This window comes from Pseudomonas sp. Irchel s3h9, assembly GCF_900187475.1.
Classification (GTDB): Bacteria; Pseudomonadota; Gammaproteobacteria; order Pseudomonadales; family Pseudomonadaceae; genus Aquipseudomonas; species Aquipseudomonas neuropathica.
Window position 1 is genome coordinate 365,896 of the sequence record NZ_FYDH01000004.1, and the last position, 21,774, is coordinate 387,669.

A 21,774-nucleotide genomic window follows, 5' to 3' on the forward strand; every position below is an offset into this window, starting at 1 on the left:
ATCAACCTGCCTTCTGTTCGGTGGAGGTAGCGTCAGCGAGGGTGTCCGGCGTGCAGCGCAGATCGCCGATCATCAGCACATTGTTTTCGCTGCGATGGTCGGACTCGTTGAGGCGGAACTGGCAGAGCAACTGGTTGCCCTGACGCACTTCCAGGGTCGGTGAGCCGGCGTTCATTTCCATCGAGAAGAACCCGTCGACTTCGCTCACCCCACGGCTAGCGTGGTTGATCACGTGGTGGCCCTTGAGCGGCCGCCCCTGGCCATCCACCAGTCGGCCGAGCACGGTCATGGTTTTCATCACGCGGACCTTGCGGTACTCCACGCCGCCCTTGTTCAGGTGATAGCGGGTGCGCGGCGGTTCGATGGACGCGGCTGGCACGTGATTGCCCTCGAAGTCGAAACTCACCGAGCTGTTCTGGTACGCGGTGATCGGGATGAAATTGCGCCCCGGCTTCAACGCCGCACCGCCACCGCTGAAATCGTCGGCCCGCAGAACGATGTCCTCGATGTCCGACTCGACATCGACAATCAGCCCGGCGCCGCGCACTTCGGTCTGACTGGTCATGAGCATCTGCTGCGCACCGACCACCAGCGTGCTGTCGAGGTTGAGGCCACCGGTGAAATTGCCGTTGTAGGAGGAGCGCTGAATAAAGCCGTCACCATTGACCGCGTCGGTGCGGAAGTTGGCCAGGCTGGCGACGCCCACCCCGTAGGTGTCGGTGAGTGCCGTGACCGACACGTTCTGCAAGACGTGATCCCGGAAATCCTTGCGCCAGCCGAGCGAGGCGTTGTTGTCACGCGCACCGTCACGGGCCGTGCGTGAGCCGATACTGCCGCTGATCTGCTGACCGGGGGCGCCGAGCGCCATGTTGATGCTCAGGTCGACCCCGCGATTGCGCGCATCGCCGCTGCTGAAACTGCCGGGACGATCAAAAATCGACAGGCGCCAACTGGCATCGCTGCCCAGCACCATCGTGCGCTGGGTCCAGCCCAGATCGACGCCCATGCCTTCGACATTGCCCTCGCTGTGCGAGACCCGCGCGTTGACCGAACTCTTGCTGCTGAGGCGATGGTTGAGCGCCAGCGAGGAATTGCTGGTCTGGCCGATGAACACATTGCGCGGGCGCACCCGGGTGCCGTCCGGCAACGTGTCGTAGGTATTGGTGGTGTCGAGCCAGCTGCGGTTATGGCTGACGACAAGACTGCCGGCGCCGTAGTTGTAGAGGCTTTGCAGATCGAGACCGGTGCCGTAATCCTCGGTCTTGTAGACGTTGGCGTAGAGGCTGATGTGATTGGCCAAGGTCCAGTCGATGGACGTGCCGTATTGCAGCTTTTCGCGAATCTGCCGCGCCGACAGCCCGAGGATGACGCGCGGATGCAACAGGTAATTCACCGAAGCGCCCGCTGTCGGGCTGCCGCTGGCCTGGGTGTCCCAGTTGCTCAGCAGTTTCTGTTCTTCGCCGGCAAAGACGTTGTAGCGCCAGCGCTCGTCGAGGTTGCGCCAGTTGTTGGGCTTGTACACCAACTCCTGAGTAGTGGAGGTGATCTGGCCGTCTTCGATCAGCCGGACTTCCACCTCATAAATGCCACCGGGCAGCGGCCGGGTGTCGAGGGTCTGCAAACCGGCCGGCACCGATTGGGTATTGATCAGCAGGCCATCGCGCCAGATCTCGACGGAACCCTGGCGGTTGGCCGTGACATAGATCGGATAAACGCTGGGCATCGGGCTGTTGATGGCCAGGCTGTCGGAGCTGCCGTACATCACGCCGACGGCGGTGTCGGGACTGCTGCCGAACGTACGCGGCTGGCGTGTCAGCCCTTCGGAATTGGGGGTGAAATAGCCCAGGCGGAAAAAACTGCCTTGCAGTTCGCGCTGGGTGTGCAGCTCTTGAACGGCGTGATAAAGCTTGTCGTCCGGACCGCCGAGACGGGCCACTTGCAGATTCAGTGTCTGACTCCAACTGCCCAGACTTGAGCTGGCTTCGAGGCCGAAACGCCCGCCGAGATCCTGATCCTGGCCGCCATTGAGGTTGAGCTGGTTACGCACCATCAAGCCATGACTGCCACCATCAGGCTGTTCGAAGTAACGCTTGGCTTCAACGTCGCGTTCGGCATTTTCGGTGAGAATCGAGACCAGCGAGTTTTCCAGGTTGTAATGCACCGCCAGAAACTGGTCCGGGCAGGAACCGCTGCACGCGCCCAAGGGCACGCCGGGTTTCAGATAGCTCGCCCATTTTTCCCGCTCGGCGGGGCCAAAACGATTTTCGCTGGTGTCAGTGAATTCGAGCAGGGTGAGGCGATCGTCGCGGGACAACACCACCATGGCCTCACCCAGTGGTTGCTGATCGACTTCGACCCGTACCGCCAGCGGTACATCAAAGAAATGCTCCTCGAAATCCGCCGGCAAACCCTTGGCCTGCGCCAGCAGACTGCGTGGTGTGGTGCCGGTGGAGTTGGAAGCCACAGCTGCGCTGGCACAAAACAACAGCGCAAGCGCAGCCGCGATGGGTGTCATCGGGAACATGAACGCGTACTCGGATAACAAACAATGGAAGTCCGTCGAGGCAAACAAATCGTCAGCCCCGACGGTCAAGCGTCAACATTGAAGTTGGGCTTAGTGCCTGATCGATCGATCAAGTGACTGCTGTTATGGCGTCACGGCGTCGAAGATCATCGCCACGGCCCCGGTGTAATCACCAGGCTGGAAGTTGTTGCCCACCGCGCTAATGTTCAGCGGCGCACGGTAGTTGACGTCGGACTCGGCTTCACCCACGACCAGTTGCGGAGTCAGGGTCAGTTCCTTGTTGTTGAACAGCACGCGCAGTTCGATAGAAGTACTGCCCGAGACCAGTTTTGGCAGGCTCTCGAGGCTGGCGTGTACCGAGCCGTTATTGTTGCGCACGTCGAAGAAGCCATTGACGTCGCGCATCTTGCCGGTGGTTGGCTGATAGCTCATGTCCTGGTCCTTGTTGACCAGATCCGGATCGGTCGGCACCACATAGAAACCGTTGGTCGGCACATGCGCGACAAGGCTGATCGAGTGCGACGCTTCACCAGCGGCGAATGCGCCAGTGGAACCCAGTGCCAGAAGAGCCAGTGGAGCGGCGATTGCGAGTTTCTTGAACATCGTTATGTACCTGTTTTCTTGATAGGGGGATGAACATTGAAAGTTCAGGTAAATCATTGCCCGAGTTGAGCCAGATCAACTTGAACGTTCAACGCCTAGGCATCATCGACTGTTGCCTCTGGAAAGTAAGCAAGCAACTTCCGATAACCTCGTAGTTAAACAACCCCATGACTCGCCAGAAAAAAGAACAAAATAACGATATTCGAAACAGTAACTGTAAGTTATCCCCTACAGACAGTTTAAATTAAAAAACCATACAGCAACTTCGCCCTGATAGTGCGGTAACTCAGGGTCATTTAGAACATATACTCTACATCAAATAGAGTGATGACTTTAACTTTCAAGTTATCGCTGACTTACACCCCCCTGAAAAATCATCGCTTGCATTGGCGGGTGGGCTGCCGCTCGTCAGCCGAGGTCGCGACGCGGGGAAAAACGTCTTGCGCAGACATTAAGATATATCTTAAGTTGTATCTAAACACGACGAGAGATGACTGAAATGAGAGACCATCATTCCCCCCACCGCGAACACGGCGACGGCCGTGACGGCTTCGAGAAGCGCCCCGGACGTGAGCGCGGCGGCCGTGGCCCACGGGTATTCGCCCCCGGTGACCTGAAATTGCTGCTGCTGGCGCTGGTGGCCGAACAGCCGTGCCACGGCTACGACCTGATCCGCCAGATCGAAGGCATGTTCGACGGCGCGTACAGCCCCAGTCCCGGGGTGATCTACCCGACCCTGACCTTTCTCGAAGAGAGCGAACTGATCACTGGCGACGCCGAGGGCGGTAAAAAACGCTACAGCGTCACCGAGGCCGGTCGTTTATCTCTCAGTGAGCAAGCGGTCGCGCTGGACGGCGTGCGCATGCGGATCGATGTGAGCAAACGCTCACTACGTGGCCATGATCGGCCGCCGGAAATCCACGAAGCCGTGCACAACCTGCGCCATGCCCTGCAAATGCACCACGGCCGCTGGAGCGCCGCAGAAATCCTGCGCGTGCGTGACCTGCTTAACGACACCGCCAAAGCCATCGTCGACGGCCCTGCCGTTCAACCTGCCCCGGAGAAAGCCGAATGACTGCAGTCGATACCCAAACCATTCACCGTGTGATGCACGAAATCAAACGCCGCAAGCTTGAGGTGTTGCGCGTGGTCGACCTGACCCCGCGCATGCGCCGCATTACCCTCGGCGGGCCGGAGCTGGCCGGGTTTATCAGCCTGGGCACTGACGATCACGTCAAACTGCTGTTCCCGCAGAACGCCGAACAAGCCGCCGCGCTGGAGACCATGGTGCTCGGCGCCGGCAAGGACGATGGACCAAAACCGGAAATGCGTGATTACACGCCGCGTCGCTACGACCTCGATGCGCTGGAACTGGACATCGATTTTGTCCTGCACGGTGACGGCCCTGCGTCGACCTGGGCCGAGCAAGCGCAACCCGGGCAATACCTGCACATCGGCGGCCCGCGCGGCTCGATGATCGTCCCGGATATTTTCGACAGCTACTTGCTGATCGGCGACGAAACCGCCCTGCCCGCCATCGCCCGCCGCCTCGAAGGCCTGGCGACCAATCGCAAGGCCTTGGTGGTGATCGAAGTGGAAAACGGCGCCGAACAGCAAGTGCTCGAAAGCGCGGCGCAGGTCAATGTGATCTGGGTGTTACGCGAGGGTAGCAAGGACAACCTGCTGGCGACGGTGAAGCAACTGCAGGTGCCTAAAGGCAATCTGTATGCGTGGGTGGCGACCGAAACGAAAGTTTCACGGCAGATTCGCCGGGTGCTGATCGATGAGCATGGGCTGGATGAACAGCTCATCAAAGCCGTCGGCTACTGGCGCGCTGAAGGCACCTCCGAAGAAGAGTGATATCCCTTGTAGGAGCTGCCGCAGGCTGCGATCTTTTGATCTTGTTTTTGAAAAAGCAAAGTCAAAAGATCGCAGCCTGCGGCAGCTCCTACAGGTGCTTTAACTTCGTGCAAGCCTCCAGCGGTCGAGGCCAATGACCAGCAAGCCAATCCCCACAAACCCCAGCAATATCCCCCCGGCATTGAGCAGCACCTGTGGATAACCCAACAGCGCCACATCAATGAACGGATACGCATACGCGCCGAGCAAATGCCCGCGCAGCAAGGCGTAGATGAAATACACCAGCGGATAGATCAGCCACACCGGCAGATGCCACAAACGCAGCGTGCCTTTCGGTACGCAGAGCCACCAATAGCCAAGAAACAGCAGCGGCATCACGTCGTGCAGCAACTCGTCAGCAATAAATTGCCAGCCTTCCGGGTGCCACAAATGCCGCAGCAAAAGGCTATAGGCAAGCCCCACCACAGCAATGCTCACGGCAATGCCACTGCTGACCCACGGCTGCAAAAACCAGCGGCGCGCGGCGGATTCGCGAGCGGTCACGGCACAGGTCAGCACCGTCGCCACCAGCGTGTTGGTCAGAATCGTGAAGTAGCTGAAAAAGCTCACCAGCCCGCCCAACAGGCTGGCGCCGACGCTTAAACGCGCAAAGAAAATCAGATAAAGCTGAATGCCCAACCCCGCCCAGCCCAATATGGCTGCGCAGGTGATCAGGCGGCGGCGCCAACAACCGGTATGCATTTCAGAGCGGTCGCTTGGTGCGCATCAATTTCACGTACAGACGCTCGACCTTTTCGCGCGCCCATGGCGTTTTACGCAGGAACGTCAGGCTCGACTTGATGCTCGGATCACTCTTGAAGCAGCGAATATCGATGCGCTCGGCCAATCCCGACCATTCGTAATGGCTCACCAGTGCATTGAGGATCTGTTCAAGGGTGACGCCGTGCAGCGGATCGGGAGTTTGTTCGTTCATGCCAGGCCTATGGGCGAAGTGAAAATGCGGAAGCCGCGCACCTTAGCCGAGGGGCTGACTGGGTGGAAGGCCTGACTTTAAATGTAGGCCAACCCGGAAAGATCGCAGGCCACGATCCGGCCGACAATGCGCCCGTTTGCCGCACTGTTACCGAATCCGAAACGCTGCATGTTCACAAAAGGCCTTTGTCTTTTTGTAACAGATCTTTATCCTGCCGCCCTTCCGCTGAATCGCTTCACTGCCTGCGACATATTGAAGCGCTCGAATTGCACCCCGAAAACACCAAAAAAAGACTGAGCCATGCCCGATTTTTCCTTCTCCCGAGACAGCGCTATCTCAACCCTGCGCACCCTTGGCGGCTTTACCGCCCTCGGCCTCGCCACTTGCGTTCAAGCGGCGCCCGCGTTCGACAGTGAATCACCGTACATGCTCGGTGACTGGAACGGCACGCGCACCGAACTCTCGGAAAAAGGCTACGACTTCAAGCTCGATTACACCGGCGAAATGGGCAGCAACCTGCACGGCGGCTACGACCACGACCGCACTGCGCGCTATAGCGATCAGTTCGGTCTGGGCACACACCTCGACCTGCAAAAGATCCTCGGCTGGGACGACGCCGAGTTTCAACTGACCATCACCAAACGCAGCGGCAACAACATCAGCAATGACCGCATCAACGATCCGCGCGTTGGCGGCTTCACCTCGGCCCAGGAAGTCTGGGGCCGTGGCCAGACCACGCGCCTGACACAGATGTGGTACCAGCAGAAATTCTTCGATCAGAAACTCGACATCAAGGTCGGCCGTTTCGGCGAAGGCGAAGACTTCAACAGCTTTCCGTGCGACTTCCAGAACCTCGCGTTCTGCGGTTCGCAGGTCGGCAACTGGGTCGGCGGCATCTGGTACAACTGGCCGGTCAGCCAGTGGGCGCTGCGCGTCAAATATCACCTCACCCCGGAACTGTACGCACAGGTCGGCGCTTACGAGCAGAACCCGTCGAACCTCGATCGCGGCAACGGTTTCAAACTCAGCGGCAGCGGCACCCAGGGCGCGATCCTGCCGATCGAACTGGTGTGGACGCCGAAACTCAACGGCCTGCCGGGCGAATACCGCGCCGGTTATTACTACAGCAACGCGAAGGCCAGCGACGTCTATAAAGACAGCCAAGGCCAGCCGGCAGCGCTGAGCGGTGAAGCCTATCGCAGCGCGTCGAGCAAACACGGCGTATGGCTGGGCATCCAGCAGCAGATCACCAGCATGGCCAGCGATAACAGTCGCGGCTTGAGCGTGTTCGCCAACGGCACGATGCACGACAAGAAAACCAACGCGATCGACAACTACGTGCAGGCCGGCATCACCTACAAAGGCCCGCTCGATGCGCGCGCCAAGGATGACATCGGTTTCGCCCTCGCCCGCGTGCACGTCAACCCGGCCTTCCGCAAAAATGCCGAAGCCAGCAACCGCGCCAACGCCGTGTACGACTACGACGATCCGTCCTTCCTGCCGCCGCAAGACACCGAATACAGCGCCGAGCTGTACTACGGCGTGCACGTGACCAACTGGCTGACCGTACGCCCGAACCTGCAATACATCCGCCACCCCGGTGGCGTGAACGACGTCGACGACGCCCTGATCGGCGGGATCAAGATCCAGTCCTCGTTCTAAAGATTTACGTAAATCCATTGTAGGAGTGAGCCTGCTCGCGATAGCGGTGTTTCAGGCGACATCTCCAGTGACTGAAACACCGCCATCGCGAGCAGGCTCACTCCTACAAAAAAGAAATTCGTTAGCTAGACAAGTTTTTATCTGAACCATGCCTGTGCCAAATCGTCATCTAAAGTGACTACAGCGCGGGACTACATAAACGTCACGGAGAATCACACTATGAGCACCGAAAGTGCTTCGAGTCGGGGCCGTCTGCTACCGAGCCTGCTCGGCATTCTGCTTCTACTGATGGGCCTGGCCATGTTGGCCGGTGGGGTCAAGCTGAGCATGCTCGGCGGCTCGCTGTACTACCTGCTGGCCGGTATCGGCATCGCGCTGTCCGGCATTCTGATGCTGATGCGCCGTCGCGCGGCGCTGGGCCTGTACGCCATCGTTCTGTTTGCCAGCACCGTTTGGGCGCTGTGGGAAGTCGGTCTGGACTGGTGGCAACTGGTGCCACGCCTGGCCCTGTGGTTTGTCCTCGGCTTCGTCATGCTGCTGCCGTGGTTCCGTCGTCCGCTGCTGCTTGACGGCCCGGCGCCGATGGGCACTGGCGGTCTGACCGTCGCTGTGGTGCTGGCCGGCGTCACCGCTCTGGCCAGCCTGTTCACCCACCCGGGCGAAACCTTCGGCGAACTGGGCCGCGACACCGCGGACACCACCAGCACCGCGCCAGCCATGCCCGATGGCGACTGGCAGGCCTACGGCCGCACCGAATTCGGTGACCGCTACTCGCCACTGAAGCAGATCACTCCGGCCAACGTCGGCAAGTTGCAAGAAGCCTGGCGCATCCAGACCGGTGACTTGCCGACCGCTGATGACCCGGTCGAGCTGACCAACGAAAACACTCCGCTGAAAGCCAACGGCATGATCTATGCCTGCACCGCGCACAGCAAAGTGTTGGCCCTGGACCCGGACACCGGCAAAGAACTGTGGCGCTTCGACCCACAGATCAAGAGCCCGGTCGGCTTCAAAGGCTTCGCCCACATGACTTGCCGTGGCGTGTCGTACTACGACGAAGCCGCTTACGCGAAAACTGAAAACGCAGCTTCGGCGGTGATTTCCGAAGCTGGCAAAGCCGTTGCTCAGGCTTGCCCGCGTCGTCTGTACCTGCCCACCGCTGATGCCCGCCTGATCGCCCTGAACGCCGACACCGGCAAGATCTGCGAAGGCTTCGGCAACAACGGTGTGGTTGACCTGACCCAAGGCATCGGCCCGTTCACCGCTGGCGGCTACTATTCCACCTCGCCGGCCGCGATCACTCGTGATCTGGTGATCATGGGCGGTCACGTGACCGACAACGAATCGACCAACGAGCCATCGGGCGTGATCCGCGCTTTCGACGTGCGCGACGGTCACCTCGTATGGAACTGGGACAGCGACAAGCCAGACGCCACCGAGCCTTTGGCACCGGGCGAAACCTACAGCCGCAACTCGGCGAACATGTGGTCGCTGGCCAGTGTCGACGAAAAACTCGGCATGGTTTACCTGCCACTGGGCAACCAGACCCCAGACCAGTGGGGCGCTGATCGCACCCCGGGCGCCGAGAAATTCAGCGCCGGCATCGTGGCTCTGGACCTGGCCACCGGTAAAGTGCGCTGGAACTACCAGTTCACCCACCACGACCTGTGGGACATGGACGTTGGCAGCCAGCCAACCCTGCTCGACATGAAAACCGCCGACGGCGTGAAACCGGCGCTGATCGCTCCGACCAAACAGGGCAGCCTGTACGTCCTCGACCGTCGTGACGGCACGCCGATCATTCCGATCAAGGAAATCCCGGTCCCGCAAGGCGCCGTCAAAGGCGACCACACCGCACCGACCCAGGCCCGCTCGGACCTCAACCTGCTGGCCCCGGAACTCACCGAAAAAGCCATGTGGGGCGCGAGCCCGTTCGACCAGATGCTGTGCCGCATCCAGTTCAAGGAACTGCGTTATGAAGGCCAGTACACCCCGCCGTCGGAACAGGGCAGCCTGATCTACCCGGGTAACGTCGGCGTGTTCAACTGGGGCGGCGTCTCGGTCGATCCGGTTCGGCAAATGCTGTTCACCAGCCCGAACTACATGGCCTTCGTTTCGAAAATGGTGCCACGCGAGCAAGTCGCCGCCGGCAGCAAACGCGAAAGCGAAACCGCTGGTGTGCAGCCAAACACCGGCGCGCCATACGCGGTGATCATGCACCCGTTCATGTCGCCATTCGGTGTACCGTGCCAGGCTCCGGCCTGGGGCTACGTTGCCGGTATCGACCTGACCACCAGCAAAGTCGTGTGGAAACGTAAAAACGGCACCAGCCGCGACAGCTCGCCCATCCCGATCGGTTTCACCCTGGGTGTGCCGAGCATGGGCGGTTCGATGGTCACGGCTGGCGGCGTCGGCTTCCTCAGCGGCACCCTCGACCAGTACCTGCGCGCGTACGACGTGAACAGCGGTAAAGAGCTGTGGAAATCGCGTCTGCCGGCGGGTGGTCAAGCGACACCGATGACCTACACCGGCAAGGACGGCAAGCAATACGTGCTGCTGGTTGTCGGCGGTCACGGCTCGCTGGGCACCAAGATGGGTGACTATGTGATTGCGTACAAACTGCCGGAATAAGTTTTAGCGGCGGTAAAACAAAGGCGATGCCCCGCAAGGGACATCGCCTTTTTTGTGCCTGCCAATTTTGAATCCTCTGGAGAAACCTGTGGGAGCTGGCTTGCCAGCGATAGCGTCGGGTCAGCCGGCACATATGCCGGCTGGAAGAACGCCATCGCTGGCAAGCCAGCTCCCACAGTTTGATCAGCGTTGGTTGTAGGAATTGTTCTTGTACTACAGATGCTGGGAGTTGCAGGGAGATTTCCGACAAGTCGTGTCGGTTGTGCCTCGGAAATCGGCTGGATAGGCTCGGGGGGGCGCTGCAAATTCAGCGAACGGGCGTCGCGGCCCGATAACTGATGCATAATCGCCAACCTGACGGCACCTCGGTGCTGTTTGTCTGTGTCATGGCGGCTGTGCGCGGGATACCTTCTTGGAGGTATGCCGATTTCTCAGTTATCGGTCCGCGAACCCGCGTACAGCTGCCACCTCAGATTGCGTCGCGGCAATCGAAGGCAGCTCCACTTTCACCAACTGAGTATTCACCATGAAAAAGCCAACACCCAATCCGCCCGAAACCGAAGACACCACCCCCTACGAATTCCCCGGCTCGAAGCGATTCCACGAAGCCGCCGAACGCGCCCTCGACCACGACCTCAAACCCAACGCCCTGACCCTGCGCTTTCACAAACCCAGCACCATGTTCCAGGTCGCCCCCGAACAGGACAGCGAAAGCCTGCTGGTCCACGCCTGCGAATCGCTGGCCCAGGCCAGCCTCATGACCAGCGACATCGCCGCTAACATCGACCTGCCGCAGCGGCGCACGACTCTGGCCATCCAGCAAATCATCATGCTCGCCGAACTGGCGGTGAACCGCGTGCTGGATAACCACGAAATCCCCCAATCCCCATCACACAGCTAACCCTCTGTGGGAGCGAGCCTGCTCGCGAAGGCGTCAGCGCATTCGGCAGTTGGACTGACTGACGCAGTGCTTTCGCGAGCAAGCCTGCCCCGCACTTGATCAACACTGTGCCTGCCATATAACTCCTATCAAGAAGGCTCATCGCGAACACGTATAAAAACCTGTCAGATATGACAGTTCACTGTCTTCACCCGCCCAATCAGACTTCCTTCTCCAACCAAAATCAGGCACAGGAAGCACCCCATGACCCATCCAAAGGCATCCCCAGCAGTTTGGGTAAACGGTATTCTCAACGTTAATGTAAAAGGCACCATTGGCGGTACGCCGGTTAATCTGACCAGCTTCACGACAACCAGCATTTCCACCTCTGTAAACCAGCTCGGCGGTTACAATTTTTCTTTCGAAGATAACCACGGTTCATCGAGCCTACGAGCCATCTCCATCTCGCTTCGCAAGCTGCTGGATCCTGCAATCGCTGGCTACCTTGAATATGTCGTGACCGAACGAGGTATTCAGCCTTATGACTATGAAGTGACATCCTCTTCCGACATTTCTGTAAGTCAACTCAATAGCGGCCTGTACTTATACTCCCTCGATAATTTGCAACTTTCCGGTAAGGCACGCCACGGTGATGAAACACGTGAACTCACCGGTAGCGGATACTTTTTTCTCCAAGAGCTGACTTCCCCTATCTAACAAACAGATCAGGGTTTCACTCGTCGGGTTAAACGTGCGTCTGCCGCTCCATCACAGGTAAAGGCCAGACGCATGCCGACGTGAAATATCGAACCCAAGCTCTACATCGACAGACCAATAACCCCCTATACATATATACCACCTGCCCCCCACTGCCCCTCGCCATGCTGGCCGCTCACCCTCAGCATGGAAAAAATGCCCATGAACCTCGCCACAACCCCCACCGCCGAAGAGGTCAAAAACGATCTCAACGCGATCGCCCATCACCTGTTCAATACATCAACCCCACTGCTTCCCGAACAAAAACCGAGTACCGAACAGGCCTTTCTGAAACGCCTCGACGAACAACTGAAAACCTATCGCACCAGCTACCTGCAACGCAGCCGCGAGCTGTATCAGGCGCTGGAAAACAGCGATCTGCAAAGCGACGAAGGCAAACAACTGATCGCCACCCTGAAAGTCAGGCTGGCCACCCAACTGATCAACATGGATCAGCGCGACCGGATCGACGATAAACCAGCGAAAACCTTCCTCAAATATGACGCAGGCTTCACCGCCATCGGCCACGAAGCCAGACAGGCCGTCACCAACCGCCTGCTGCACCCGCAAGCCGGCGAACTGCTGCAAAAACTCGATGCGGTGCCGATGCTGCGTCCGGCCATGTACGCGCTGCAGTTCAGCTATCAAGACACCACCGTTGAGCTGGCCGGCGCCTTTGTGGTCACGGAAAAAGACACTCGCCGCGTCAAGGACCTGCAGACCGACCAGAGCATGGGTTTCGCCCTGCTGTTTACCCCCGCAAGAGGCATCGAATTCTTCAACTCCCTTGCTGATCTCGACAGCCAACTGCGAACATCGCTGAACCACGCCAGCGGTAGCGAGGAGTTCATGTCCATGTTGCCGACGCGCTATCACGCCGTGGGCGCAGCAGGGATCTGGCCGCTGCTGCTCGCGCCAATCGACAGCAGACCGTTGTTCGAACACACCTACGACGCGCTGATCGAAAAACGCACGCAGGATATCGAGCGCGCCTTGAGCTTCGCCGAAAACCCTCAGCAAGACCCCAGGCAATTGCTCACCGCGCTGGACCGCGCCATTGCCGCTGCCCTGCCGGATCTCACGCCGCGTCTGGAATTACGCGCGCAAACCTTGTTCGAGCGCCACCTGCACTACAGCGCACCGGACTGGTTTCGAAGCGCCAGCACCGCGCAAAAAGACGCACTGGCGCAGCATCTGCGCAACTACCAGCAGGCGCGGCAAGACCTGCTCGACTTGATGGAGCCGGCTGGCAGTCTGACGGCACTGGCCCGCCAGCAATGGCTGGAGCGCCTGAGCGAAGACCTGGAAATCGACGACCTCGAGCCGGCAAAGTTAAGCCTTTCGACCGATCGCCGAGTGCCGGGCTACGGCGTTTATGTGCATCAATCCAGTCTGCTCGAGCTGTCCTTGCGCGGCCCGCACACCGGCGATGAATTACCGGGCTCGGAGTTTTTGAAGTACACCACCCTCACCTACGATGACGCGCCTTTGCCGCCAGCCTACGCTGACGTGACGCCGGCGTGGCTGATCAGGCAAGCCGTGGAGTTGCAGCCTCGGATTGACTTCAATCACTTGCAAAATGAGCTGCAGGCCAGGCCCGCAATCAAACCTGCCATCGAGCAGATGCTCGATAAACGTATCCTCGCCCTCGCTCACACGGCGGTGCTGCAAGGGCACTTGCTCGACAGTGACTTGCAACTGATCCAGCGCCTGCGTGACGGTAGCGATGCGCGCCTGCGCGCCGCCACCCTGTCGCTGCACGGCGCCCAGTTGCAGGATTTGTGGGTGCTGCGCCAGAACGATGACCGCGGCGCGCTCAAACGGCTGTTGCTGTGCACACCACAGGCGCCGCGAACGCAACAATTCCAGGCCTTCGACAGTGAGCGCGAATGCCAGACCCACCTGCTGGGCTGGGCCAAACACAGTGATGCCGCCGACAGCATGGCCGGCTACCTGATCAGCCGTGCGCCCATGCGCTTTCGCGCAAAGCTGCGCCACGTGTTGGCCGGGCTGAGTTTCAAACCTGAGGCGCTGGAGCATCAAAAGGTCACGTTCGCTCACACCGGCAGTCATCCCGATTGCCTGCGCGCGATGGCTGAACATGTGCTCGCCACACGGATCGACGACTATGACTTCAGTACACCGCTGTGGTATCGCTCCACCACGGCTGCCAACCGCCGAAAGCTGACGACCCTGAGTGAAGACGCCGAAGGCGCCTTGCGCGCGTTCAACAAGCATGCCTTGTCGGGCAGTCGCTTTCCGGCGTTTGATGACTACGTGCACGAGCAAGCCAAAATCAGCTTGAACCGCTTGCTCAAGCGCACCACCAACGATGTCGATCCGGATACCGTCTGGGCTTACTCGCCGACCGCCATCGTGCGCTCGTGGACGCCAAAACCTCTGAACTACACCACGCTGTATCGCGATGGCTACGCCGACGGCGTCGGTTTTCTCGATGAGAAATTTTCCCGCTCGGCGCGCTTCAGAGGCCCGCAGGGCATCGATATCAGCAGTCTGACCGCACAGAATGTCGCACGCTCGGTCACCGGTGTCTGGATCGGCCAACGCTACATCGACAAGGTCAAGGCTGAACTGCAAAGTTCGACGAGCGAAGGCTATGACTTCCGGCGCAACACGACCCTGGCCATTACCCAGCGCCAGATGAAAAACGCCGCGCTGGAATGCCAGCTGCAGGGCCATATCGCCAGCCATGATCTGCAATGGCTGGAGCAGAGTATCGACAGCATGGCTGAAACTTCCGGCTCCATGCGCACGACCTATCCGCTCCACCGTTTGATGATCGACGGCGAATGGGTGCTCGATGCGTGGCTGTTCAGCCATGGCGCCAACCCGGTTCTGCTCTACACCCCCGAGGCGCCCGACGGCGTCGCTTTCCGCGAAGCGCGGCTGTTCAATTACCTGCTTCAGCAGCAGTCCGGCATGCTCGAATACCTGACGTTGCGCGTCGACGTCAGCGCCCGGACCCGGGTTCGCACATACCTTGAAAACATCAAGAAAGGGCTGCCCAAAGACCTCAATAAAACCACACCCAGCCCTGCACGCTACGACTCGACCCGCGCGGTCGCGGCGGTCAGTGACCTGCGCACTGTCCTTTACGACATGAAGTTGCAACGTCGTATCGACGACGTTAACGCCACCACCACCAGCCGTGCCGAGATGATCGCCGGTCTGGTCTGGAACAGTATCGAATGGATCACCGCCATTGCCACGGCGCCGTTCCCGCTGCTGAGCCTGAGCACCGGCCTGCTCCTGGCGTTCAAGGACGCCATGCTCGTGCTGCATGCGTACCGTCAGGGTGACCACGGCGAAGCGTTCCAGCACCTGGTCGGTTATCTGTTCAACAGTGTCGGCGCGTTGCTGACCGACCTGCGTCCGGCGCTGCGTTCGCTCAAAACTGTGCGCCGGCCTTTGCGACAGAGCATCGCCAGCGCCCTCAACGAACAACGCGATGTCATGACCGTGATCGAACAAGTGGAACCTGGCCCCAAGCGGAATGAAATGAGTGCGGTGTTTTTCAGAGGTCAGGTGTACTACATCCGGGAAAATGCCGACTTACTCGGTCGTCATGTGCTCTATCTGAACAACCCGGAATTCGGCGCCCCCCTCTCGAGCGGCATTCTCGCCGTGCGCAATTCCGACGGAGTGATGGTGCGCGCCGGCGTGTCCGGCGGTGCGCCGAAGTACGAGGCCGTGCCAGAGCCAGACGGTCCGCACAAGATCTATGGCGTCGAGCCCGAATACCGCCAGCGCATCGAAACGGTGATGAATCCGCAAACCCGGGAAAACACCCTCCTTAGCAGTCAAGACTACATGGGCACCGATCCCCGCTTGATCCTTGTCGGGGTCGTGGAACGCCTCGCCTCGACACGCACCGCCTACCTGAAACAGGTCGAAAAGCTCAGCAAAGACGCCGCCGCGCATTTCGCTGACCTTACCGCGCTGCCAGCCCGCGCCCAAGTCCCGCCGATCGCCGACGACTTGTCATTTACACAGTTGATCGCCAGTGACGCGGTCAAAGGGAAAAATCTGGTGATCGGCGCCCAGCCCGGTTCGATCGCCAGCAAACAACTGCTGATCAATCATCTGGACACCCTCGTTGAAAGTGGCTTCAAGCGACTTTACGTGGAATACCTGGCAGCGGATGTCTTCAAGGCGAAGCTGGAAAAAATGAACAAGGGAAAATCCTGGAAACACATCGAAAAACATCTTGAAGCCGTCGACCGTGCGCTGGGCCATGAGCAGGACGCGCCATTTTCCTATCTGGCACTGGTGCGTACCGCTCGCGAAAAGGGCCTGAAAATCCATGCGCTGGATGCTTCGACCAGCTACAAACTGGAAGGCGCGCTGGTACTGGACGAGGTCTCGCCATTGACCCCTCGCAGCAACAGCCTGAGGAATTTCTATTCGCACAAGACGCTGGCCGCCGATATCGCCGACGCGCCTGATGAGCGCTGGGTGATCCTCACCGAACAATCACGCATGTCCACCTTCGACAACACCCCCGGCCTGGCCGACTTGCACGCGGCTGTCGCCGTGCGCGTGGAGGATGTCGCAGAGGGTCAGGCGGCACGTATCGGCCTCGATTCAGCCGGGGCAATCGCCGGGGATTCGGCCGCCAAGGGCGATTATCGTGTGCAATGGCCGACGGCGTACAAGGCGCCTCAGCCCGTCTCCAGGCCAGCAGCGATTACCCCCGTTGTCGAGCATTTCAGCGAGTACGATATCCCGCCCTCGATGCGCGACGATATTGCGCAAATGTTGCATCAACCCTACGCCATGGATTCACGCTACAGCCCGACCGTACCGAGTGAAAAAAAGGCGTTCGACGCGTTCATCGCCCACCGCAAACGTCTGGAGAAAAAGGCCAGGGACGCATTTACTTACTACACGCCCCCCGAAGCGGCCACGCTGCCGACGCTCACCTCAGACACCACGTTTGAGGCGTTTTTGCAGCTGCTGGCCGACGGCCGCTTGAACCTGCTGATCGGTGAGGCCCATAGCCACGTATCGAGCAAAGCGCTGCTGAAAAAGTACATGAAGGCGCTCAAGCAAGCCGGGTATGACACGCTCTACGTGGAACATCTGTTCACCGATTTGCACCAGGCCGATCTGGATACTTTTTTTCGGACACAGCGCATGCCGGACAGACTGAAGAATTACCTGCGCGTTCAGGACCTTGGCCAAATGCCGACCTATAACGGTAACGATACCTACACAGAGGTCCTCCAGGCGGCGGCCAAGTACAAAGTCCGTATCAGGGCCCTCGATTGCACGGCGTCTTACCACCTCAAGGGTGTGTTTAACGAAGATATCTCGCGAAACGAGATGTTCAGCTATTTCGCCACCCATGTGATCGATGCCGACCAACTGGCACATGGGCCGCACAAGTGGGTGGCCCTCATCGGCAATGCCCACACCAACTACAACCTGGGTGTGCCGGGTCTGGCGGATACGCTCTCGGCGGTCAGTCTCCACGTACGCGACACCGCTCCGGAACTGGCCAGAGATATCCATCGCGGGACCTGGAGAGCGGTGGCCAGCGAGCGCGGAACCAATAGCCGGGCCTTGCGCAGCGATTTCCTGTTGGAAGTGGCCGTCGCCGGAAAGAAAAAACCAGCCCTGACGCCGGCCGTCGAGCGCAGCAAACTGACCCGACCCGGGATGTTCATGATCGAAAATACGGATACGGGCGAGCTCCGTCTGGTGCATAAATCCAGGTCCGGCGACATCGTTGAGACACCGATTCAGGTCAATGACCACGGCTTGTTTTTCATTGATCGCTGGGAGAAAAAAGATGAGCGTTTCAAATATCTGGGGACCTTGATCGATATGCTGGTCAGTGATCTGAAATTGACCGAGGTGAAATAACCGTCAGGTCTGACCTGCGCATTGCCAACCACCACCGGGCTTGACGGCCCGGTGGTTTTTTATAGCCCGGATGCCACCGCTCTGCGCCTTACAGCAATAGCGCAGGCCAATGTCTCAGCGAGCGTGTTTCGGGTGGCGTTCAGATGGAAACAACGATCGCCAAGTGCAGAGAAACCCTGTCAAAACCCTGAACACACAAGCAGAAACATCGCCCCCCATTGAAACCACCCAAGGCCTGCCCCATCTAAGACCCATACTCCATTGCGCAGGTGCCCCATGAGCGACCAGCAAGAATTCCCGGAAAACCCCGACGACTACACCGAAGCCGAACACATCGAACACACGTCTTCCGGCAAAGGCCTTGCCCTGCCCGGCCAGAACCTGCCGGACAAGGTCTACATCATCCCGATCCACAATCGCCCGTTCTTCCCGGCGCAAGTCCTGCCAGTCATCGTCAACGAAGAGCCCTGGGCTGAAACCCTCGAACTGGTCAGCAAATCCGAACACCATTCCCTGGCCCTGTTCTTCATGGACACGCCCCAGGAAGACCCGCGCCACTTCGACACCGGCGCCCTGCCGCAATACGGCACCCTGGTCAAAGTCCATCACGCCAGTCGCGAGAACGGCAAACTGCAATTCGTCGCCCAAGGCCTGAGCCGCGTGCGCATCAAGACCTGGCTGAAACACCACCGCCCGCCGTATCTGGTGGAGGTTGAATACCCGCACCAGCCCACCGAGCCCACCGACGAGGTCAAGGCTTACGGCATGGCGCTGATCAACGCGATCAAAGAACTGCTGCCGCTCAACCCGCTGTACAGCGAAGAGCTGAAGAACTACCTCAACCGCTTCAGCCCCAACGACCCGTCGCCGCTGACCGACTTCGCCGCCGCGCTGACCTCGGCCACCGGCCCCGAACTGCAAGAAGTACTCGACTGCGTGCCGATGCTCAAGCGCATGGAAAAAGTCCTGCCGATGCTGCGCAAGGAAGTCGAAGTCGCGCGCCTGCAAAAAGAGATTTCGGCGGAAGTTAACCGCAAGATCGGCGAGCATCAGCGCGAGTTCTTCCTCAAGGAACAACTCAAGGTCATTCAGCAGGAACTTGGCTTGACCAAGGACGACCGCAGCGCCGATCTTGAACAGTTCGAGCAACGCCTGGAAGGCAAAGTCCTGCCAGCGCAAGTGCAGAAGCGCCTCGAAGAGGAAATGAACAAGCTGTCGATCCTCGAGACCGGTTCGCCCGAGTACGCGGTCACCCGTAATTACCTCGACTGGGCGACGTCAGTGCCGTGGGGCGTCTACGGCGAGGACAAACTCGACCTCAAGCACGCGCGCAAAATCCTCGACAAACACCACGCTGGCCTCGACGACATCAAGGATCGCATCCTCGAGTTCCTCGCCGTGGGTGCTTATAAAGGCGAGATCAGCGGCTCCATCGTGCTGCTGGTCGGCCCGCCAGGCGTGGGTAAAACCAGCGTCGGTAAATCCATCGCTGAATCACTCGGCCGGCCGTTCTACCGCTTCAGCCTCGGCGGCATGCGCGACGAAGCCGAGATCAAGGGCCACCGCCGCACCTACATCGGCGCGCAGCCGGGCAAACTGGTGCAGGCGTTGAAAGACGTCGAGGTGATGAACCCGGTGATCATGCTCGATGAAATCGACAAGATGGGCCAGAGCTACCAGGGCGACCCGGCCTCGGCGCTGCTGGAAACCCTCGACCCGGAGCAGAACGTCGAATTCCTCGACCACTACCTCGACCTGCGCATGGACCTGTCGAAAGTCCTCTTCGTGTGCACCGCCAACACTCTGGATTCAATCCCCGGCCCATTGCTTGACCGCATGGAAGTGATTCGCCTGTCGGGCTACATCACTGAAGAAAAAGTCGCCATCGCCAAGCGTCACCTGTGGCCGAAACTGCTGGAAAAGGCCGGCGTGTCCAAGGGCAGCCTGAGCATCAGCGACACCGCGCTCAAAGCCTTGATCGACGGTTACGCCCGTGAAGCCGGCGTGCGTCAGCTGGAAAAGCAAATGGGCAAACTGGTGCGCAAAGCGGTGATGAAGCTGATCGACGAGCCGAAAGCGGTGATCAAACTCGGGCCGAAAGACCTCGAAGCGTCACTCGGCCATCCCGTGTTTCGCAACGAACAAGTGCTGTCCGGTACTGGCGTGATTACCGGTCTGGCATGGACCAGCATGGGCGGCGCGACGTTGCCGATCGAAGCCACGCGGATTCATACGCTTAACCGTGGCTTCAAACTCACCGGGCAACTGGGTGATGTGATGAAGGAGTCGGCGGAGATCGCCTACAGCTACGTCAGCTCGCACCTGAAACAATTCGGCGGCGACGCGAAGTTCTTCGACGAAGCCTTCGTCCACCTGCACGTACCGGAAGGCGCGACACCCAAGGACGGTCCGAGCGCCGGCGTGACCATGGCCAGCGCCCTGCTCTCGCTCGCACGCAATCAGCCGCCGAAGAAAGGTGTAGCGATGACCGGCGAATTGACCCTGACTGGGCATGTGCTGCCGATTGGCGGGGTGCGCGAGAAGGTGATTGCGGCGCGCCGGCAGAAGATTTTCGAGTTGATTCTGCCGGAGCCGAACCGGGGCAATTTTGAGGAATTGCCGGATTATCTGAAGGAAGGCATTACGGTGCATTTCGCGAAGAAGTTTGCCGATGTAGCGAAGGTATTGTTCTGACAGAAAACCCCTCACCCCAACCCTCTCCCGGAGGGAGAAGGAGCTAATTGCGGAATATTGCAGAGTTACACCGACCTGAAAGTACTTCGCTGAATCCATAATCGACTCGGTCTTTCAGGTCGATGTATGACACAAGACACCTCGGTCAGTCCCCTCTCCCTCTGGGAGAGGGTTAGGGTGAGGGCTTGGCGTTGTCACACTTTGTCTCATCTTCAGTTATGCTCGCCGTTCGTCGTAAACGCCGGAGCCTCTGACCTTATGTCCCCCACTCGCCTGTTTGTCCCCCTCGCCCTTTCGTTGCTGGCCGCCTGCGCCACACAACCGAAACACAACGTGACCGTGGAAAAACAAAGCGAATGCCCCGTACGGCTGACTAACGGGCAAAACCTCATCATCATGCTGCCAAGCAACCCGACCACCGGCTATCGCTGGGCCATTCAGGATTCGGCTGGCGGCGTATTGCGTGCACTCAGCCCCGAGGTCTACAGCAATCCGGAAGACGCCGGCGTCGTCGGCGCGGCGGGCGTATCGACCTGGCGCTTTCAAGCATTTGCCCCCGGCACCGGGCGTCTGCGCCTGACCTCGCAACAGCCATGGGCACCGGAAGTGCTGCCCGTGGAAACCTTTGACTGCGCCATTTCGGTGAACTGATCGTGGGCTGGCTGATTCTGGCGCTGATGGGCGCGGTGACGTTTCTCTACGGTGTCAGCACCCACGCGGCGTTACTGTGTCTGTTGGTCAAACCGTTGCCGGTGCTGGCGCTGCTCGGCTGGCTGCACGATGCGCCACTTAGCGACTATCGGCGCTGGATCAGTCTCGGCCTGATTTTCTCGTTGCTGGGTGATGTGTTGCTCGCTTGGCCGGGGGATTTGTTCGTGTTTGGCCTCGGTGCGTTTCTGGTCGCACACCTGGCTTATCTGAAGGCTTATCTGAGTGACTGCAAGCGTCTGGCGGTGTTGCCGCTGGTGCTTGCTCTCGGTGTTGGCGCGGTGTTGCTGGGGATGCTCATTTCCAGCGGACTCGGGCCGTTGCTAGTACCGGTGATTGTCTATGGCACGGCAATCAGCGCGATGCTCTGGCGCGCGCTTGCTCGTCTCGGCACCGATGTGCCGAAACGTTCGGCGTTGCTGGCGGCGGGCGGTGCAGTGGCGTTTGTGTTCTCTGACAGCGTGATTGGCATCGATCGCTTTGTATCGCCATTCCACGCCGCGCCGTACGTCATCATCCTCAGCTACTGGCTGGGCCAATGGGGCATCGCCGCCTCCGCTTTCTCCCAGACTAAACGAATCTGATCGTTCCCAC

14 protein-coding genes are annotated in these 21,774 nt (G+C 59.5%); 10 read left to right on the top strand and 4 right to left on the bottom strand.

Features of this window, described 5'->3' with window-relative positions:
• Nucleotide 1: 1 nt before the first annotated feature.
• A complete protein-coding gene (locus tag CKW26_RS09070; protein WP_095048322.1) occupies nt 2–2,524 on the bottom strand; it encodes a CS1-pili formation C-terminal domain-containing protein in 2,523 nt (840 codons plus the stop codon).
• Nucleotides 2,525–2,647: 123 nt separating this feature from the next.
• On the bottom strand, nt 2,648–3,127 hold the full coding sequence (locus tag CKW26_RS09075; RefSeq protein ID WP_095048323.1) for a CS1 type fimbrial major subunit: 480 nt from the start codon (nt 3,125–3,127) through the stop codon (nt 2,648–2,650).
• Between the two features lie 499 nt (nt 3,128–3,626).
• Between CKW26_RS09075 and CKW26_RS09080 the strand changes: the two genes are divergently transcribed.
• Nucleotides 3,627–4,202: a PadR family transcriptional regulator gene (locus tag CKW26_RS09080; protein WP_093430616.1), complete on the top strand. Its 576-nt coding sequence runs from the start codon at nt 3,627–3,629 to the stop codon at nt 4,200–4,202.
• Nucleotides 4,199–4,987 carry a siderophore-interacting protein gene (locus CKW26_RS09085; RefSeq protein ID WP_095048324.1) on the top strand — a complete coding sequence of 263 codons (789 nt, stop codon included), beginning with the start codon at nt 4,199–4,201 and terminating at the stop codon, nt 4,985–4,987. Before CKW26_RS09080 ends, CKW26_RS09085 begins: the two co-directional genes overlap by 4 nt.
• A 99-nt stretch (nt 4,988–5,086) precedes the next feature.
• On the opposite strand, the gene CKW26_RS09090 is transcribed toward CKW26_RS09085, so the two are convergent.
• On the bottom strand, nt 5,087–5,728 hold the full coding sequence (locus tag CKW26_RS09090) for a Pr6Pr family membrane protein (protein WP_095048325.1): 642 nt from the start codon (nt 5,726–5,728) through the stop codon (nt 5,087–5,089).
• Between the two features lies 1 nt (nt 5,729).
• Nucleotides 5,730–5,960, bottom strand: coding sequence for a VF530 family DNA-binding protein (locus CKW26_RS09095; protein WP_007916799.1), 231 nt, complete (start codon nt 5,958–5,960; stop codon nt 5,730–5,732).
• Nucleotides 5,961–6,260: 300 nt separating this feature from the next.
• On the opposite strand from CKW26_RS09095, the gene CKW26_RS09100 reads away from it, so the two are divergent.
• The 8 genes from CKW26_RS09100 to CKW26_RS09135 all read left to right on the top strand — a co-directional run bounded on the left by CKW26_RS09100 (nt 6,261) and on the right by CKW26_RS09135 (nt 21,764).
• Nucleotides 6,261–7,622 carry a carbohydrate porin gene (locus CKW26_RS09100; protein WP_095048326.1) on the top strand — a complete coding sequence of 454 codons (1,362 nt, stop codon included), beginning with the start codon at nt 6,261–6,263 and terminating at the stop codon, nt 7,620–7,622.
• A 219-nt stretch (nt 7,623–7,841) separates the two neighbouring features.
• Nucleotides 7,842–10,253, top strand: a complete 2,412-nt coding sequence (locus tag CKW26_RS09105) for a glucose/quinate/shikimate family membrane-bound PQQ-dependent dehydrogenase (protein ID WP_095048327.1) — start codon at nt 7,842–7,844, stop codon at nt 10,251–10,253.
• Nucleotides 10,254–10,779: 526 nt separating this feature from the next.
• Nucleotides 10,780–11,154 (top strand): DUF6124 family protein, encoded by a 375-nt coding sequence (locus CKW26_RS09110; RefSeq protein WP_095048328.1) that lies wholly within the window; start codon nt 10,780–10,782, stop codon nt 11,152–11,154.
• Nucleotides 11,155–11,397: 243 nt separating this feature from the next.
• A complete protein-coding gene (locus CKW26_RS09115; RefSeq protein ID WP_095048329.1) occupies nt 11,398–11,850 on the top strand; it encodes a hypothetical protein in 453 nt (150 codons plus the stop codon).
• Between the two features lie 201 nt (nt 11,851–12,051).
• Entirely contained in the window at nt 12,052–17,778 is a 5,727-nt protein-coding gene (locus tag CKW26_RS09120) for a membrane-targeted effector domain-containing toxin (protein ID WP_095048330.1), read from the top strand.
• A gap of 276 nt (nt 17,779–18,054) precedes the next feature.
• The gene (lon, locus tag CKW26_RS09125; protein WP_095048331.1) at nt 18,055–20,472 is read left to right on the top strand and encodes an endopeptidase La; all 2,418 of its coding nucleotides are present in this window, start codon (nt 18,055–18,057) and stop codon (nt 20,470–20,472) included.
• A gap of 258 nt (nt 20,473–20,730) precedes the next feature.
• Nucleotides 20,731–21,123, top strand: a complete 393-nt coding sequence (locus tag CKW26_RS09130) for a protease inhibitor I42 family protein (RefSeq protein ID WP_093430626.1) — start codon at nt 20,731–20,733, stop codon at nt 21,121–21,123.
• A gap of 2 nt (nt 21,124–21,125) precedes the next feature.
• On the top strand, nt 21,126–21,764 hold the full coding sequence (locus CKW26_RS09135) for a lysoplasmalogenase (RefSeq protein ID WP_177409236.1): 639 nt from the start codon (nt 21,126–21,128) through the stop codon (nt 21,762–21,764).
• Nucleotides 21,765–21,774 lie beyond the last annotated feature (10 nt).